Source organism: Pseudochelatococcus lubricantis, assembly GCF_011762225.1.
In the GTDB taxonomy this organism is placed as follows: domain Bacteria; phylum Pseudomonadota; class Alphaproteobacteria; order Rhizobiales; family Beijerinckiaceae; genus Pseudochelatococcus; species Pseudochelatococcus lubricantis.
The window spans coordinates 180256-195808 of sequence record NZ_JAASQI010000009.1 but is presented as its reverse complement, the minus strand read 5'-3'; the positions used below and the strand labels follow the sequence as shown (position 1 = coordinate 195808).

The following is a 15553-nucleotide window of genomic DNA, read 5'->3' as shown; positions in this document are numbered from 1 at the left end:
CGGTACGACAAGCTCATAGCAAACTTCATGGGCTTCGTCATGCTCGCCGCAATTCATATCCAATTGCGATAAAACTTAATTCCTCACTACGACCTAGAGTGATCCCGACCGATTCAAGCGCCTTCTCGGCAATATTGCCCGTCACGCCGAGCGGGCGAAGGTCCGCGACGGCGAGATGGCAGTCCGTGCCGCCCGAGGTGATCGCCAATCCGCCATCGGAGAGCGTCTGCGCGAGTGTCTGACAATTCTCGACCACGCGGCGAGCATAAATCTTGAAATCAGGTTGCAGCGCTTCGCCGAAAGCCACGGCCTTGGCAGCGATGATGTGCATGAGCGGCCCGCCCTGAAGACCGGGGAAGGTCGCTGAATTAATCTTCCTGGCAATCTCGGCGTCGTTGGTCAGCACGAAGCCGCCGCGCGGTCCGCGCAGGGTCTTGTGCGTGGTCGAGGTCACGACATCGGCGAACGGGAATGGCGAAGGATAGGCATCGCCCGCCACCAGCCCGGCAAAGTGCGCCATATCGACCATCAGGATCGCGCCCACCTCATCGGCAATCAGGCGGAAGCGTGCGAAATCGAGCGTGCGCGGATAGGCCGATCCGCCTGCGATCAAAAGCTTCGGGCGGTGCGTGCGGGCAAGCTCGGCCACCTCATTCATGTCGATGACATGGCTGTTCGGGCCGACCCCGTAGCTGACCGCATTGAACCAGCGGCCCGAGATGTTCACGGACGCCCCGTGGGTGAGATGACCGCCGGCTTTCAGATCGAGGCCGAGAATCATGTCCCCCGGCGAAAGCAGCGCGAGGAACACCGCCTGATTGGCCTGGCTGCCCGAATGGGGCTGCACATTGGCATAGTCGCAGCCGAAGAGCTGCTTCACGCGCTCGATGGCGAGATCTTCAACCACGTCCACATTCGCGCAGCCGCCATAATAGCGGCGATGCGGATAGCCCTCGGCGTATTTGTTGGTGAGGATCGAGCCTTGCGCCTCCAGAACGGCCGGGCTGACGAAGTTTTCGGAGGCGATGAGTTCGATGGAATTGAGCTGGCGAACCCTCTCATCCGCTAGTGCTGAAAATATAGCCTCGTCTACGTCCGACAGGCTGCCACCGCTAACGCCTCCATCTGCAATCGGTTGAGATAAGGGCTTCGCGGTCGATGCATCCATCGCTGATCTCCTTCAAGGTTCTGGCTTGTCGCTCGCTGTGGCATCTTGCTGGTGCCGTGAGCTGTTCACTTGGACTCCCTATCATGACAGTGGTCTGGTGCGCCCATCCACTTATATGACACATGGCAGACCAATTTCCCTGTGTCACCGCGCATGCACCGGGACGATCTTCCAAGTCATTCGTCAGCGGGGACTGGACAGTGCCGCTTGGCAGCATCAACGGCGCTTTTGTAAGGCTACAGATTGTAGCGCGCTCGCTAGTTTCTTGACCGCCACCTCAATCTCTGCCGGCGTATAGGCGGCAAAGCCCATCAAGAAACCTGCTTTTCCGCTGCCCGCCGCGTGAAGCGCCGACAATCCCAATAGGTCAATGCCAACGCGGCGGGCCGCGTCGATGGCTGCGCGTTCGGACAGATCGCATGTCAGAACGCAGGGCATTTGCAGCCCACCAATGGGAACATGCGACTCGACAAACGGGGAAAGATGCTCATTGACAAGGCCGGTCAACACTTCGAGCCGTTCGGCATAGACACCACGCATGGCGCGAACATGCGCCCCGAAATGCCCGCCCTCCATGAACCGAGCAAGCGTTAGTTGTGCGATGGTGGCGGTATGGCCATCGAGTAGCGTGCGCGCCACAGTCATGGGTTTCACCAGTTGCGGCGGCAGGACGACATAGCCGATCCGCAAACTCGGGAAGAGGGATTTGGTGAAGGTGCCAATATAGATTGTCCGATCATGACGATCGAGGCCCTGCACGCAAGCCGTGGGCTTGCCTGCGTAGTGGAACTCGCTGTCATAGTCATCCTCAATGATCCATGCTTGATAGCGTGCCGCCCATTCGATCAGCGCCAGGCGGCGATCCAGCGCCAACTCGGCCCCGGTTGGAAACTGGTGGGAAGGCGTCAGAGAAACGGCCTTCGCCTTGCGGGGACTCTCCATGATCTGTTCGACCACTATCCCGTGACGATCCACACGAACAGGCACACATTCAAGTCCTGCCGCGTCAAAGGCCCGGCGTGCGCCGTAATAGACCGGGTCTTCGATGAATATCCTATCTCCGGGGTCGAGCAGCATATTCGCACACAAAGTCATGGCCTGCTGAGAACTGGTGAGTACCAACACGCGGTCTGCCGTGGCGCGTGCTCCTCGTTCGAGATTCACATAGTCCGCAATCGCCTTCCGAAGGGGTTCGGCACCTTGGGGGTCACCGTGAAGAAGGGCCTGCGTGCCCGCTTCCTTCAAAACCTGCCGCTCCAAGCGTTCCCATAGCGGGAGCGGAAAGGTTCGCGTTTCCGGCACCCCTTGCGTGAACGGCCGGGATAGCAATATCTCGCGTGCGCCGCCGCTGCGGAACATGGAGGCACCACGCTTGCTGAGGTTAGGCGTTTGATTGCGCAGCAGCGCGTCGCGCCTTGAACGTCGCTGACCGGGCGTAAACCCCGTCATTTCAGCGACGAAACTGCCGCTTCCAACGCGACGCTCAATAAAGCCTTCCGCATGAAGCTGGGCGTAGGCCGACTCTACCGTATCGCGCGAGACTCCCAGTGAACTTGCGAGTGTGCGTGAAGCGGGCAACGGCTTACCGGAGGCAAGCGCGCCATCAAGGATCAATTGCCGGATCGCCCTCTGTATCCGCGCATGGAGCGGCATCGCTGCATGAGCGGGATTCACGAGCCATGCCTTAACGGATTCCAGTTGCGAGTGTTTGAACAATTGGTATGGACCTTTCAACCTAAATGGCAGGAAATCTCAGACCATTTATCGGTTAGCTGTCAAGGCACAAAGAATCCTGAGAATGCGCGGGATCGACGTGTCGTTTGAGCTTGTATTTCTCCTACTAGCTGGTGCCGCCGCTGGCGGATTCATCAACGGACTCGCTGGATTCGGCACGGCCCTGATGTCGCTTGGCATATGGCTCCAAGTGATGCCGCCTTGGCAGGCCGTCTCCATTGTGGCGGCGATGTCGGTGGCGAGCGGCCTTCAAAGCATGTGGATCATTCGCCGCGATTTGCGTGGCAATACCGGACGCCTTGCTCGCTTCCTTCTGCCTGCACTGGTCGGGATTCCGCTCGGTTCCGCTGCGCTGGCACTTATCAGCGCGATGACGCTGAAGCTCACGATTGCCGGGATCATGCTTTTGTATGGGGCATTCTTTACACTACGTCGGTCACTTCCAGCGATTGACCGTCCAACGCCGGTTGCTGATGCCACGATCGGCTTTCTCGGTGGCGTCCTCGGTGGCGCAGCCTCACTCTCTGGCGTACTGCCGACGATGTGGTGCGCAATGCAGCCGTGGACCAAGATCGAAACCAGCGCCGTGTTGCGACCGTATAACGTCGCAATCCTCGGGGGCGCCGTTATCCTCTTCGCCGGGCGGGGATACTATTCATGGGATACGTTGAATTTGATGGCGATCGCGTTCCCTGCGACTTTGGCTTCCTCACAAGTAGGCATCGCGGTTTTTCGCCGGTTGACTGATGACCAGTTCCGCCGGTTGCTCATCTGGCTCCTTCTCGCCTCGGGTGTCCTGTTAGCCGTGCGGGAACTCGCTTGAACGAGAAGAGCGGGGTCAATGTAGCTCGGCCGGATTGGGGCTTAGGCGGCCAGAATAATTGGTCTGGTTCCATTGATCTAAATGGCATGAAATTGCAGACCATTATTCGGGTAGGTTCAGGCATGTGCTCGCGTCGTGTTTGCACGCCTTCAGGAGAATAGCCAGAACCATGCAGTCCAGCCCTTCGCCGTCACCTCTTCGGTTAAATGATCTCACTCATCCCATCGTCGCGGGGCTGATCTCCGTCATAGTCAACTACGGCGGCACGTTCATTCTGGTATTTCAGGCGGCACGCGTTGCCGGTCTAAGTCCCGAACTTACGACATCTTGGGTGTGGTCAGTTTCAATCGGTGTAGGGCTGACGGGCATCATCCTGAGTTGGCGCTATCGCGAACCAATCATCACCGCCTGGTCCACGCCAGCGGCGGCCTTCCTCGTGACCGCGCTCGCCACAACGCCATATGCCGAAGCGGTCGGAGCCTACATCATCTCGGCAGCGGCCTTCGTCGCCCTTGGGCTCTCGGGCTATTTCGAGAAGGTTATCCGGCTGATCCCACCAGGGATCGCCTCGGGCCTGCTCGCTGGCATTCTGCTACAATTCGGAATCGGTGCTTTCGGCGGAGCAAGCACTGATCCAGTTTTGGTCGGGCTGCTGATTATCGCCTATGTGCTACTGAAGCGGTTCACCGCTCGCTATGCCGTTGTTGGTATCCTTTTGATCGGATTGGCGTTTCTAATCATTCAAGATCGCGTTGATCTTTCGGGCTTACAATTGACGTTTGCTGCGCCGGTTTTCACCATGCCCGAATTTTCATTGAACGCTCTTCTGAGCGTGGCTCTGCCGCTGTTTCTGATTACCCTAACCGGCCAGTACATGCCGGGCATGTTGGTCCTGCGCAATGACGGCTTCAAAACCAGTGCCAATCCCATCGTGACTGTGACCGGACTTGGTTCGCTACTGATGGCACCGTTCGGCTCACACGCCTTCAACATTGCCGCCATCACTGCGGCCATTGTGACGGGTCGGGAATCTCATGAAGACCCGGCGAAACGCTGGATCGGCGGCATCGCGGCGGGTGTATTCTATGTGTTGATCGGCGTATTCGGCGTGACGCTCGCTGCCGTCTTCTTGGCCTTTCCCGCAACCTTTATCACCACGCTCGCAGGTTTGGCACTTCTCGGCACCATCGGAGGAAGCCTCGCCGGCGCAATGGCGGTCCCTGCATCGCGTGAGGCCGCACTAATCACCTTTCTGGCCTCAGCCGCGAATATCAAGATGCTTGGCATTGGCGGCGCGTTTTGGGGACTGGCAATCGGCCTTGTCGCCTATGTAGTGTTGAACGGCAATTTACCAAAACGGCGTGTCGATATGGCTGTCAGCGAGAGTGCGGCCAAGTGATAACTATGGGCTCGCACTTTATCCACCGGATGCCGCCTCTCGAAATTATAAAGGCCCCGCAATGACATAGCGGTGCCCAGTTTTATCCTGAACGGTGCGCGATGGCGGGCGGCGCTGCGATATTTGAGGTCTCCGCGCCACCCGCCATCGGTCACACCTGATCTTGCTGCGGTCGCGTTCTGTCATCTGCGCCTGTTTGACGTTCGGCCTCGAACGCCTCTTTCCCCTTTCCGGCCCAGAGTGCCCGCGCCCGGTCGCCTTCTTCGCTATTGCGCTTTTCGGCCATCCACAGCAGCGCGCCGTAGATGATGGCGCGGTCGTCGCCGGTCAGGTCCACAACGCCGGATTTGACGACGAGGCCGCCGAGTTCGATCAGATGCCGGGTGCGCTTGCGGCGTTCGATCTGCCATGTCCGCATGTCATGCCACGCCTGCGCCGCCTGATGCCGGGTGCGCGCCGCCCGATTGGGTTGGAGCGCCGTCAGCGTCGCGGTCAGGTGCTGGTGTAGATCGCCGCGCCCTGCCTTGAAAGAACGCGGCCCCACGCTTGGCCCATGCCTCTCTCTTTCCGGCGTCCTTGGTTTCGGCCAGCACCATCAGTGCCCCGGCCAGTTCTTCCGCCGTGAGCGTATCCGCGCCGGTGGCGATCACCAGTTCGCCAAGTTGCTGCACCTTGCGGGTTTTAAGTTCCCGCGCCTTGTCTTCAAGCGCCTTCAGTTCCGAATCATAATCCCTTGGTTTACGCATTGCCGCACCCTTTCCCTGTCGCAAGTGGTTGATGCGGTAAGGATAGTTGCGCAGGAGGCGGAACGCAGTATTGTTACCGGGACGGTGTGGCACGGGCCGGTCCATCCCGAGATTTTTTCGAGGGAGGGCGCGCTTATACGTCGTTCCGACGTGCGCTTGAGCGTGCCAATGCTTGATCGCGATGGCGATCTATCATCTTCACGTCAAGGTCATTGGCCGCAAGGCCGGAAGCAGTGCGGTGGCGTCCGCCGCCTACCGCTCGGCCTCGCGGATGCGCGACGAGCGCATCGACCGCGTGCAGGATTTTTCCAACAAGCGCGGCGTCGTCCATTCGGAAGTGCTGCTTCCCGACAATGCGCCCGAACACCTTGGCGACCGCGAACGGCTCTGGAACGATGTGGAGGCATTCGAGGTGCGCAAGGACGCCCAGCTTGCCCGCGAGGTGAAGTTCGCCATTCCCCGTGAGATGACGCAGGCGCAAGGCATCGAGCTTGCCTGCGGCTTCGCGCAGGCGGAATTTGTCGATCAGGGCGTGATCGCCGATCTGAATGTGCATTGGGACATCGGCGAGGACGGGCTGCCGAAACCCCATGCTCATGTCATGCTCACCATGCGCAGCGTGGACGAGAACGGTTTCGGCCCGAAGGTGCGGGACTGGAACCGCACGGAGATGGTAGAGCGTTGGCGCGAACGCTGGGCCGAACATGTCAACGAGCGGCTGGCCGAACTCGACATAGACGTGCGGATCGACCATCGCAGCCTTGAGGCGCAGGGCATCGGGCTTGAGCCGCAACGCCAGATCGGCGCACCCGCGCAGCGGATAGAGGGTGAAGGGATCGAGGCCGCCGACCGCGCGGACATGCACCGCGAGATCGCTCTCAACAATGGCGACAGGATCATCGCCGATCCTTCCGTTGCGCTGGACGCGATCACGCAACAGCAATCGACCTTCACCCGCCGCCACATGGCGAAGTTCGCGCATCGCCATAGCGACGGCATCGACCAGTTCAACGAGGTTGTCAACGCCATAGGCAATTCGCCTGATCTGGTCGAATTGGGTCAGGACGACCGGGGAGAAGATCGCTTCACCACGCGGGAGATGATCGAGGCCGAACAGCGCCTTCACCGCGCCGCCGAACTCATGGCCGAGAAGGAACGTCACGAAGTCAGCGACCGCGACAGGGAAGCCGCCCTTGCCTGCGCCGAACAGCGCGGCCTTGTGCTTTCCGGCGAGCAGGCCGACGCGCTGGCGCATGTCACGGACGGGCGAGACCTCGGCATTGTCGTCGGTTATGCCGGGACGGGAAAGAGCGCCATGCTTGGCGTGGCGCGGGAGGCTTGGGAAGCGGCGGGCTACGAAGTTCGTGGCGTTGCCCTGTCCGGTATTGCGGCCGAGAATCTGGAAAACGGATCGGGCATTGCCTCCCGCACCATCGCCAGCATGGAACACGGTTGGCAGAATGGCCGCGACATGCTGACTTCGTGCGATGTGCTTGTCATCGACGAGGCGGGCATGGTTGGCACACGGCAGATGGAGCGCGTGCTGTCCCATGCAGCGGAAGCTGGCGCGAAGGTCGTGCTGGTCGGCGATCCGCAGCAGCTTCAATCCATCGAGGCAGGTGCGGCGTTCCGCTCGATCCATGACCGTCATGGCGGTATCGAAATCCATGAGGTTCGCCATCAGCGCGAGGATTGGCAGCGTGACGCCACCCGCGATCTGGCGACCGGCAGGACCGGCGATGCCATCAGCGCCTATGACCGTCATGGCATGGTGCATTCCGCCGAAACGCGCGAGCAGGCGCGCGGCGACCTGATAGACCGCTGGGACAGGGAACGGCAGGCGTCACCGGACAGCAGTCACATCATCCTCACCCACACCAATGCAGAGGTGCGGGAGCTCAACGAAGCAGCCCGCGACCGGATGCGGGAGGCTGGCGATCTGGGCGAGGATGTGCGTGTCACCGTCGAGCGCGGAGAACGCAGTTTCGCCGCCGGGGATCGGGTCATGTTCCTGCAAAACGAGTGTGGGCTTGGCGTCAAGAACGGCACGCTCGGGACCATCGAACAGGTCAGCGCGCAGAGAATGACGGTGCAGACCGACGATGGCCGCTCCGTCTCGTTCGACCTCAAGGACTACGACCGCATCGACCACGGCTATGCCGCGACCATCCATAAGGCGCAGGGCATGACGGTGGACCGCACTCATGTTCTGGCAACGCCCGGCATGGACGCCCACGGCAGCTATGTCGCCCTGTCCCGGCACCGCGGCGGCATGGACCTGCATTGTGGACGCGACGACTTCGCCAGTCACGACAAGTTCATCAACACCCTGTCGCGCGACCGGGCCAAGGACATGGCGACGGATTACGAGCCGGCGCAGGGCTACGCCGAGCGGCGCGGCATCACCTTCCGTAAGCGTGTCGCCGAGATCATGCGCAAGCTGATGCCGGAACGGCTGCGCGATGCTGTTGACGGTATGCTCGACGGATTGCGCCAGCCCGGCGACGGCGCACCTGGCCCCGCAGTCGGTGCAGGGCCGGAAAGGGCCGGGAAACAGGCGGTGGAACAGCAGACCGGGGAAGACCCGGAGGCAGCGTTGCGCCGCGCCCGTGGCCGCGCCTTCGTCCGCCATGCCCGCGCCGTGGATGCGATCTTCAAGGCGCAGGAACAGGGCAACGCCGCCAGTCACGAGCAGGTGCGGGAACTGCATGAAGCCCGCTCGGAATTCAACGCATTGCGGCCGGATGGTGCGCGCGATGCCGAGGCGGTCTACAAGCGAAACCCCGAATTGGCGGCAGATGCCGCCTCGGGCGATCCGAATCGCGCCGCGCCCGCCAGACGCGCCCTGCAAGCGGAAACCGAAATGCACACCGATCCGCAGCGCCGCGCGGATCGCTTCGTAGAGCGCTGGCAGAAGCTCGACCATTCCAGCCAACGCCAGTATCAGGCTGGCGATATGTCCGGCTATAAGGCCACACGGGCCGAGATGGGCAATATCGCGAAAAGCCTCGAACGCGATCCGCAAGTGGAATCCATCCTCGCGGGCCGCAAGAAAGACCTCGGCATCGGGATCGAATCAGGCCGTAGCCTCGGCCAGCAACTCGCCTTCAACCACGGCATCGACCTCGGCGTAGGCCGGGGTCTCGGATTGTAGACCCGTCCTATTTACCGCCGATACATACGCGGTCGCCCTACCGCGCCTAAATCTCTCTTGTGAAACGGCAATTGCTTCCTCTGACTGGCTCAACAGCAATCACAAACAGCCAGCAGGAGGCAGCGCGGCCCATGCGCCAACCAGACCGTATCATCCGCATGAACACCGTCCGCGACCGCACCGGCCTGTCGCGGTCCACCATCTATCGCAAGATTGCCGAAGGCACGTTCCCGGCCCAACTCAAAATCAGCACCACCGGCGCGGGATGGCATGAATCCGACATCAACCGTTGGGTCGCCGATCCCGCAGGGTGGCGGCAACGCTCGCGCAACGAGTTCGATTTCCTTGATGACTATTGATCGCGGCGACAAGGGCGGGAAGCAGAAGCCGGCGAACGACAATCGCCCGCCCGATGGACAGGAGGCCGGGAACGTGGCCGATGCGGTCGAGCGGCTGGATGCGGTGGTGCTATCCATCGCCCGCCTGATCGGCAGGAAGATGGCGCGCGAGGACTTCGAGAAGGCCATGCGAGCAGCGAATGACAACGCGCCACCGAACACCGGAGCCACGGAGGACGGGTCCGACGAGGAATGAACGGATCGCCGCGACGATACATGCGCCGAGGCGTCTTTTACCTTCCATTGCACCACATTATATGATATGCATATTCCATATCAATGGAGGATGCGATGCGAGCCCTTGTCGATATGAACGACGCCCAGATTGAAGCCCTTGACCACCTTGCAAAGCGAGTGCGCCAGTCTCGTGCGGCCCTGATCCGGGCGGCGATAGACGATTATCTCAACCGCCATCACCGCGAACAGGTCGAGGATGGCTTCGGCCTTTGGGGCAAGCGCAAGGTCGATGGTCTGGCTTATCAGGAAAAGGCGCGCAGCGAATGGTAGGCGCGCTGTTCGATACCAACATTCTCATCGACCATCTGAACGCCGTCCCCGAGGCTCGCGCGGAAATCGAGCGCTTCGAGAGCCGCGCCATCAGCATCATCACATGGATGGAGGTGATGGTCGGGGCGAGCGCCGATCTGGTCGAGCCGACGCGGCTTTTTCTCGAAGGCTTCAAGGTCGTCGCGCTGGACGACGAGATCGCCAGCCGGGCGGTGGAGTTGCGGCGCGCGCATCGTATCAAGCTGCCCGATGCGGTGATCTGGGCGACGGCGCAGACCGCCGGACGCCTGCTCGTGACCCGCAACACCAAAGATTTTCCACCCGACGATCCGGGGGTGCGCGAACCCTACGCCCTTTAGCAAGCGCCCCGGCCCGAACGAAAGGAATACCCCATGCTCCGCATCGCCCTTTACGCCCGCTATTCCTCCGAGAACCAGCGTGACGCCTCTATCGAGGATCAGTTGCGCCAATGCCGCGAGCGAGCGGCGCGCGAGGGCTGGACCGTGGTGGACACCTATTCCGACCGCGCCATCTCGGGATCGTCCATGTTCCGGGCTGGCATTCGGTCGCTTCTGGCCGACGCGCAGGCGGGCCGCTTCAACATGGTGCTGTCCGAGGCGCTGGACCGCATCAGTCGCGATCAGGAGGACGTGGCGGCCGTGTTCAAGCGCCTGCGCTTCGCAGGCGTCTCCATCGTCACCCTCTCCGAAGGCGAGATCAACGAGCTTCATGTCGGCCTGAAAGGCACGATGAACGCCCTGTTCATCAAAGACCTCGCCATCAAGACCCATCGCGGGCGCGTGGAGGCGGGAAAGGCGGGCAGCGGCCAAGCCCCGCCTACGGCTATCGCGTCGTCCACCAGCTCGACGCCAGCGGCGAGCCGATCCGGGGCGAGCGGGCGATTATCGAGGACGAGGCCGAGGTAGTGCGGCGCATCTTTCGCGAATACGCCAGCGGCCGAAGCCCCCAAGGAGATCGCGTTCCAGTTGAACCGCGAGGGCGTCCCCGGTCCCAAGAGACGCCCGTGGATCGACGCAATGATCCGGGGCAATCCCGTCGCAGGCACCGGCATCCTCAACAACGAGCTTTATGCCGGAGTTCTGGCATGGAACCGGCAGCGGTTCATCAAGAACCCGGAGACCGGCACGCGCATATCGCGCGTGAACCCGGAAAGCGAATGGATCAGGACCGAGGTTCCGCATCTGCGGATCGTTGACGATGCGCTCTGGCAGGCGGTGCGCGAGCGCCAGCGCGGCATCTCCGCTCTTTACATTCCAAATGTCGCCGGTAGCCGCGAGGAACGCGCCAAGCGGCTGCATCTGACCAACCGGCCTGTCACCCTGCTTTCCGGCCTGCTCACCTGCGGCTGCTGCGGCGGCCGGATCAGCATGGTGATGACCGACCGCTATGCCTGCCGCAATCATCTGCGCAAGGGCATCTGCGACAATGGCCGCACCATCCGCCGCGACGTGATCGAGGCGCGCGTGCTGGCGGGATTGCGCGACCGGCTTGTGTCGTCCGAGGCCGCCGCGGAAGCCGTGCGTGCCTATGCCAAGGAAACCAACCGGCTGAACCGTGACCGCCGCGCGCAGGCGGACGCGGATCAGAAGGCGCTCCAGAAGATCGAGCGCGCCATTGCCGGCATCATGGCGGCTATCGAGGATGGTTTTTATCAGCCGTCGATGAAGGCGCGGATGGCCGAGCTTGAGCGGGAGAAAGCCGAGATCATCGCCCGTATGGCGAAAGCCCCCGCCGCGATCCCGGACGTGCATCCCAACATCGCCGAGATTTATCGCCGCAACGTGGAGCGGTTCACCGAAGCGCTGCACGATCCCGATGGCGGCAGGCAGGCGGCCGAGGCGCTGCGCCCGCTCATCGGCGAGATCGTGCTGACCACCGCCCCTAAGCGCGGCAAGGTCCATGCGGAGCTACGCGGCGAACTCATGGGCATCCTCGCCTTCGCTACAGACCACAAGACCAAGCAGACCGTCCGTATTATGCCGCCAGTTGCATCTCCTGCATAATGGAGACGAGGCGCACGCCGTTCTTCGCCAGCTTGCGAACGTAGAACTCCAGCTCGAAGTGATCGCGGAAGAAACGGCTGAACGAATGCACCACGACAATATCGAACGGCGCGGGCAGCATGTTTAGAAGTCTGACCGCCCGCGTCGTCACGCAAGTAATAGCCTCGACTATCGCCTGAACAACAGAAATTTACATGTATATCTCTCACTTACTCTCCTAATTATATTTATATTTTAGCACAGATAAAAATAATAAATTATTCATTAAATCAGTAATAATATACAAATATCCTATGATATAATAAAAATTTATTTGCAATTCCTTGAAATTCGGTCGACATTGGAATGCGCCGACCGATTCATCCGTTACTTGACGGCTTCAGGCTGGCTGTTTTTCCGCCTGAAGCTGGAGCTGTCTCTCCAGCTTGCAATAAGCATCTTTCGTTCTTTCATCCGCCTTGTGTACTATCTCGCAAATCAGGCGCCCGGCTCGCAGCGTATCCAGCATCGCGCTAGCCTGAGCGGAGGACAGCATGTTCAGCAACGCCCCATAGGCTTCGAGCGCAGGGGCTTTGTTATTGTAAAATGCGGTGCAGGGACCCGGGACACTGTATATATCCTTGGATTCCAGCAGTTCTAGAAGAAAAGCATCCCGCTCTTTCTCGGTCAGATTGAGCCCTCTCAGCAATCCCCCGAAGGCATCAATCGCCGCAACCTGATTATATTGCAATGCCTTGTGAAGTCCCGGAACATTCTCTCTCGGACACCCGGCTTTCAGGAGGTCAGGTAGAATGGCGGCGCGCTCTTCAGGCTTTAAATCGAGCGACTTCAGCAACGCGCCGAAGGCAGTAATCGCAGCAGCCTGATTGCACTGCAAAGCTACATTGAGTCCCGGTACACCGTCCGCCCGCCTGGCCGCCAACAAACCGGGCAGAAAAGCCTTGCGCTCTTTCGGCGTGGAGTCGAGCGCCTTCAGCAGTGCTCCGAAGGCATCGATCGCGATAGCCCGATTATTTTGTAACGCCATGTAGAGCCCCGGGACACCATCTGCATCCTTGGCCTCCAGCAGGCGGTGACGCTCTGCGGCGTCGGAAATGGCTTCCATTCTCTGCCGGACGGTATCGAAGGCTGCCTGATCGCCACCATATCTGAGCAGTTGATGAAGCAGCATTTCGGAAACGCCGTGCTTCGACTCCGCTTCAACCGTCACAAACCTGGGCTGTTGCATCCCCGTTGTATCCATGCAATCGAACAGAATTACTTCCTTCTCATTGGCACGGAAATAAGCCTTATAGTAACTGTCACCGAGAAAATGACGCAGTGCATATTGAGTGCTTTCGAAACCGGCCGGATTATCAAGCTGGCAGCGAACTTTGACATCCGTCCTGTTGGGGTCGAAAAATCGCACGACATACCCGTCACGCTCTCCGGCCTTGCCGGGCTTCCTGTGCAGTTCGAGCGCCATGACGTGATCGTCGGAAAGAACCAGAAAATGCTTCTTCTCGCCTGACTGCATGCTGCGGAAAAAGCTCGAAAGGTGGAGTCCGAATCTATCATTACTGACAATATGCTTTTCGGACGCCTTCTCCGTCATTCTCTCGTATTCGGCTTCGATGTCGCGTCTGACGTTTCTGGCTATAAGTTCCTTGCTTCCAAAGAGCTGATGCGGCAACAGCTTGGCGGCGGTGCGCGCTTCCGAAATGAACCGTGTGGCCAGATGGCGGCATACGATGCGGTCCTTCTCGCTGGACCCGCCGTCAAAATAAGCCTTTCCATTAAACTTGCCGGGAGCCGCGACGTAGCGCTCCGAATAATAGGGAAGGCGCTTGTCATGTTTCGGTTGATCCACACCGCCTGGCGAAAGCCTTGCATCGTCAAGAATACGCACGTGAGCGTGCTCGGAGACCTGGACCTTGCGCTGTGAAAGAAGCGTCTGATTGGTCGCGGTCGCATTGCGCACCGCCATTGTATTGGGCGTCCGTGCTCTCCATCCAGACGGCGCCGACAGTGTACCCTTCAAATCTTGACTACCTCCCCTTTCGCACAAGTTATAACCTCTAAAATCCCCCGAATGGAACCTTTTATATTGTGTATCTTTCATATTCTTCCCGAAATTAAAATAATAATTAATCTATATACATCAGAACAATACGGAAAATTTTTAACCGTATCATAGTTATAAAAGACGGATATCCATGTGGCAAGCGCTCCCGTGGTTTTTCTAGAAATACAAATATTTCAAATGTTCTATGTATAATTCTTGCAACTGGATGATCGATCATGATCCTGGGCCATTTCTGCGTTTCGTTGAAACGCAGAAATGGCGAGAGGAGGGCCCGTCGTCGTCTCTTGCAGGGGGTAGACGGCCCGTTTCATGCCGGGATGGCAGTCTTCGAGCCGCCGTATTGGCCCACCGCGAATTCGTTGGCGACGCCGGCCCGCAAGCCCTGCCTGTCCGCCGCGATGCCGAGCTGCGGAAACAGGAGTTCGGCCACCCGGTAGGCTTCCTCAAGATGCGGATAGCCGGACCCGACGATCGTATCGATACCGACCGCCTGATATTCCCGCAGCCGCTCCGCGATCTGGTCCGGCGTGCCGACAAGCGCCGTGCCCACGCCCGTGCGCACGAGGCCGACGCCCGCCCACAGGTTGGGCGCGACAACGAGCCGGTCGCGCCGCCCGCCGTGCAGGGCGGCCTGCCGGCGCTGTCCTTCCGAATCCATCTCTTCCACAAAGCGCCGGTAGGTACGCTCGATCTGCTCGTCGGTGATGTTGCTGATCAGCCGGTCCGCCGCGCGCCAGGCTTCCTCTTCCGTCTCGCGGACGATGAAATGGATGCGCAAGCCGAAACGGATATTGCGCCCCTTCGCGGCAGCCTTACGGCGCACGGAATCGAGCTTTTCCGCCACCTGCGCCACGGGCTCGCCCCATGTCAGGTAAAGATCGGTCGAAGATGCGGCCAGCTCCTGCCCCGCTTCGGACGAGCCGCCGAAATAGAGCGGCGGGCGCGGCGACTGGGCGGGCGGAAAATCGATGCGCGCACCCGCGACCTTGTAGTATTCGCCGTCGAAATTCACGGTTTCGCCGGTAACAAGGCGCGTCCAGATGTCGAGAAATTCGCGCCCCTGCCGGTAGCGCTCGTCATGGCCAAGGTGGATGCCATCGCCGGCAAGCTCGACAGGGTTGCCGCCCACCACGACATTGAGCAGCAGCCTGCCGCCGCTCAGCCGGTCGAGCGCCACGGTCTGACGCGCGGCGAAAGCAGGCGAGGTAACGCCAGGGCGCAACGCGACAAGGAACTTCAGCCTCTCCGTCACCGTGGCGAGGCCCGCCGCGGTTATCCAGGAATCCTCGCAGCTCTGGCCGGTGGGCAGCAGCACCCCGTTGAAGCCGAGCTGGTCGACCGCAATGGCGACCTGCTTGAAGTAGCCGAACTCCGGCCGCCGGCTGTACTGCTCCGACCCCAGATAACGGCCGTCGCCGTGGGTGGGAATGAACCAGAAGAAATTCAGCGGGGCGGCGGAAGACGACGTGGTACTCATCGGGATTCTCCGTTCATTGGTTGAATATAATATAGTATATAGAGAATATATTATTATG

The 15553-nt window shown here is 60.3% G+C and carries 14 protein-coding genes and 2 pseudogenes; 9 read left to right on the top strand and 7 right to left on the bottom strand.

The window, feature by feature from the left end; translation table 11 throughout:
- Nucleotides 1-85 precede the first annotated feature (85 nt).
- A pseudogene (glyA, locus tag FHS82_RS17510) lies at nucleotides 86-1168 on the bottom strand (serine hydroxymethyltransferase); the annotation flags it as partial.
- A gap of 216 nt (nucleotides 1169-1384) precedes the next feature.
- Nucleotides 1385-2884 carry a MocR-like pyridoxine biosynthesis transcription factor PdxR gene (pdxR, locus tag FHS82_RS17505; protein ID WP_166955230.1) on the bottom strand — a complete coding sequence of 500 codons (1500 nt, stop codon included), beginning with the start codon at nucleotides 2882-2884 and terminating at the stop codon, nucleotides 1385-1387.
- Nucleotides 2885-2966: 82 nt separating this feature from the next.
- On the opposite strand from pdxR, the gene FHS82_RS17500 reads away from it, so the two are divergent.
- Entirely contained in the window at nucleotides 2967-3725 is a 759-nt protein-coding gene (locus tag FHS82_RS17500) for a sulfite exporter TauE/SafE family protein (RefSeq protein ID WP_208394310.1), read from the top strand.
- Nucleotides 3726-3894: 169 nt separating this feature from the next.
- On the top strand, nucleotides 3895-5124 hold the full coding sequence (locus FHS82_RS17495; protein WP_166955228.1) for a benzoate/H(+) symporter BenE family transporter: 1230 nt from the start codon (nucleotides 3895-3897) through the stop codon (nucleotides 5122-5124).
- A gap of 151 nt (nucleotides 5125-5275) precedes the next feature.
- Here the strand turns inward: FHS82_RS17495 and FHS82_RS17490 are convergent, their stop codons facing one another.
- Nucleotides 5276-5542, bottom strand: coding sequence for a conjugal transfer protein TraD (locus FHS82_RS17490; RefSeq protein ID WP_166955226.1), 267 nt, complete (start codon nucleotides 5540-5542; stop codon nucleotides 5276-5278).
- Between the two features lies 1 nt (nucleotide 5543).
- Nucleotides 5544-5870, bottom strand: a complete 327-nt coding sequence (locus tag FHS82_RS17485) for a conjugal transfer protein TraD (protein WP_166955261.1) — start codon at nucleotides 5868-5870, stop codon at nucleotides 5544-5546.
- A gap of 181 nt (nucleotides 5871-6051) precedes the next feature.
- On the opposite strand from FHS82_RS17485, the gene traA reads away from it, so the two are divergent.
- The 7 genes from traA (at nucleotide 6052) to FHS82_RS20940 (ending at nucleotide 11953) form a co-directional block, all read left to right on the top strand.
- Nucleotides 6052-9024 (top strand): Ti-type conjugative transfer relaxase TraA, encoded by a 2973-nt coding sequence (gene traA / locus FHS82_RS17480; protein ID WP_166955224.1) that lies wholly within the window; start codon nucleotides 6052-6054, stop codon nucleotides 9022-9024.
- A 131-nt stretch (nucleotides 9025-9155) separates the two neighbouring features.
- Entirely contained in the window at nucleotides 9156-9383 is a 228-nt protein-coding gene (locus tag FHS82_RS17475) for a helix-turn-helix transcriptional regulator (RefSeq protein ID WP_166955222.1), read from the top strand.
- On the top strand, nucleotides 9373-9618 hold the full coding sequence (locus FHS82_RS17470; RefSeq protein WP_166955220.1) for a hypothetical protein: 246 nt from the start codon (nucleotides 9373-9375) through the stop codon (nucleotides 9616-9618). Before FHS82_RS17475 ends, FHS82_RS17470 begins: the two co-directional genes overlap by 11 nt.
- A gap of 95 nt (nucleotides 9619-9713) precedes the next feature.
- Nucleotides 9714-9929 carry a ribbon-helix-helix protein, CopG family gene (locus FHS82_RS17465; RefSeq protein ID WP_166955218.1) on the top strand — a complete coding sequence of 72 codons (216 nt, stop codon included), beginning with the start codon at nucleotides 9714-9716 and terminating at the stop codon, nucleotides 9927-9929.
- Nucleotides 9923-10288: a type II toxin-antitoxin system VapC family toxin gene (locus FHS82_RS17460; RefSeq protein WP_166955216.1), complete on the top strand. Its 366-nt coding sequence runs from the start codon at nucleotides 9923-9925 to the stop codon at nucleotides 10286-10288. The genes FHS82_RS17465 and FHS82_RS17460 overlap by 7 nt, the downstream gene beginning before the upstream one ends.
- A gap of 33 nt (nucleotides 10289-10321) precedes the next feature.
- Nucleotides 10322-10855, top strand: coding sequence for a recombinase family protein (locus FHS82_RS20945; protein WP_208394309.1), 534 nt, complete (start codon nucleotides 10322-10324; stop codon nucleotides 10853-10855).
- Between the two features lie 48 nt (nucleotides 10856-10903).
- Nucleotides 10904-11953: a recombinase family protein gene (locus FHS82_RS20940; RefSeq protein WP_343042611.1), complete on the top strand. Its 1050-nt coding sequence runs from the start codon at nucleotides 10904-10906 to the stop codon at nucleotides 11951-11953.
- Here the strand turns inward: FHS82_RS20940 and FHS82_RS17450 are convergent.
- The 3 genes and pseudogenes from FHS82_RS17450 to ssuD all read right to left on the bottom strand — a co-directional run.
- A pseudogene (locus FHS82_RS17450) lies at nucleotides 11940-12068 on the bottom strand (recombinase family protein); the annotation flags it as partial. The gene FHS82_RS20940 and the pseudogene FHS82_RS17450 overlap by 14 nt on opposite strands.
- 264 nt (nucleotides 12069-12332) lie before the next feature.
- Nucleotides 12333-13919 (bottom strand): ShET2/EspL2 family type III secretion system effector toxin, encoded by a 1587-nt coding sequence (locus FHS82_RS17445; protein WP_166955214.1) that lies wholly within the window; start codon nucleotides 13917-13919, stop codon nucleotides 12333-12335.
- A gap of 406 nt (nucleotides 13920-14325) precedes the next feature.
- Complete coding sequence (ssuD, locus tag FHS82_RS17440) at nucleotides 14326-15495, bottom strand: FMNH2-dependent alkanesulfonate monooxygenase (protein WP_166955212.1); 1170 nt, start codon at nucleotides 15493-15495, stop codon at nucleotides 14326-14328.
- Between the last annotated feature and the right edge of the window lie 58 nt (nucleotides 15496-15553).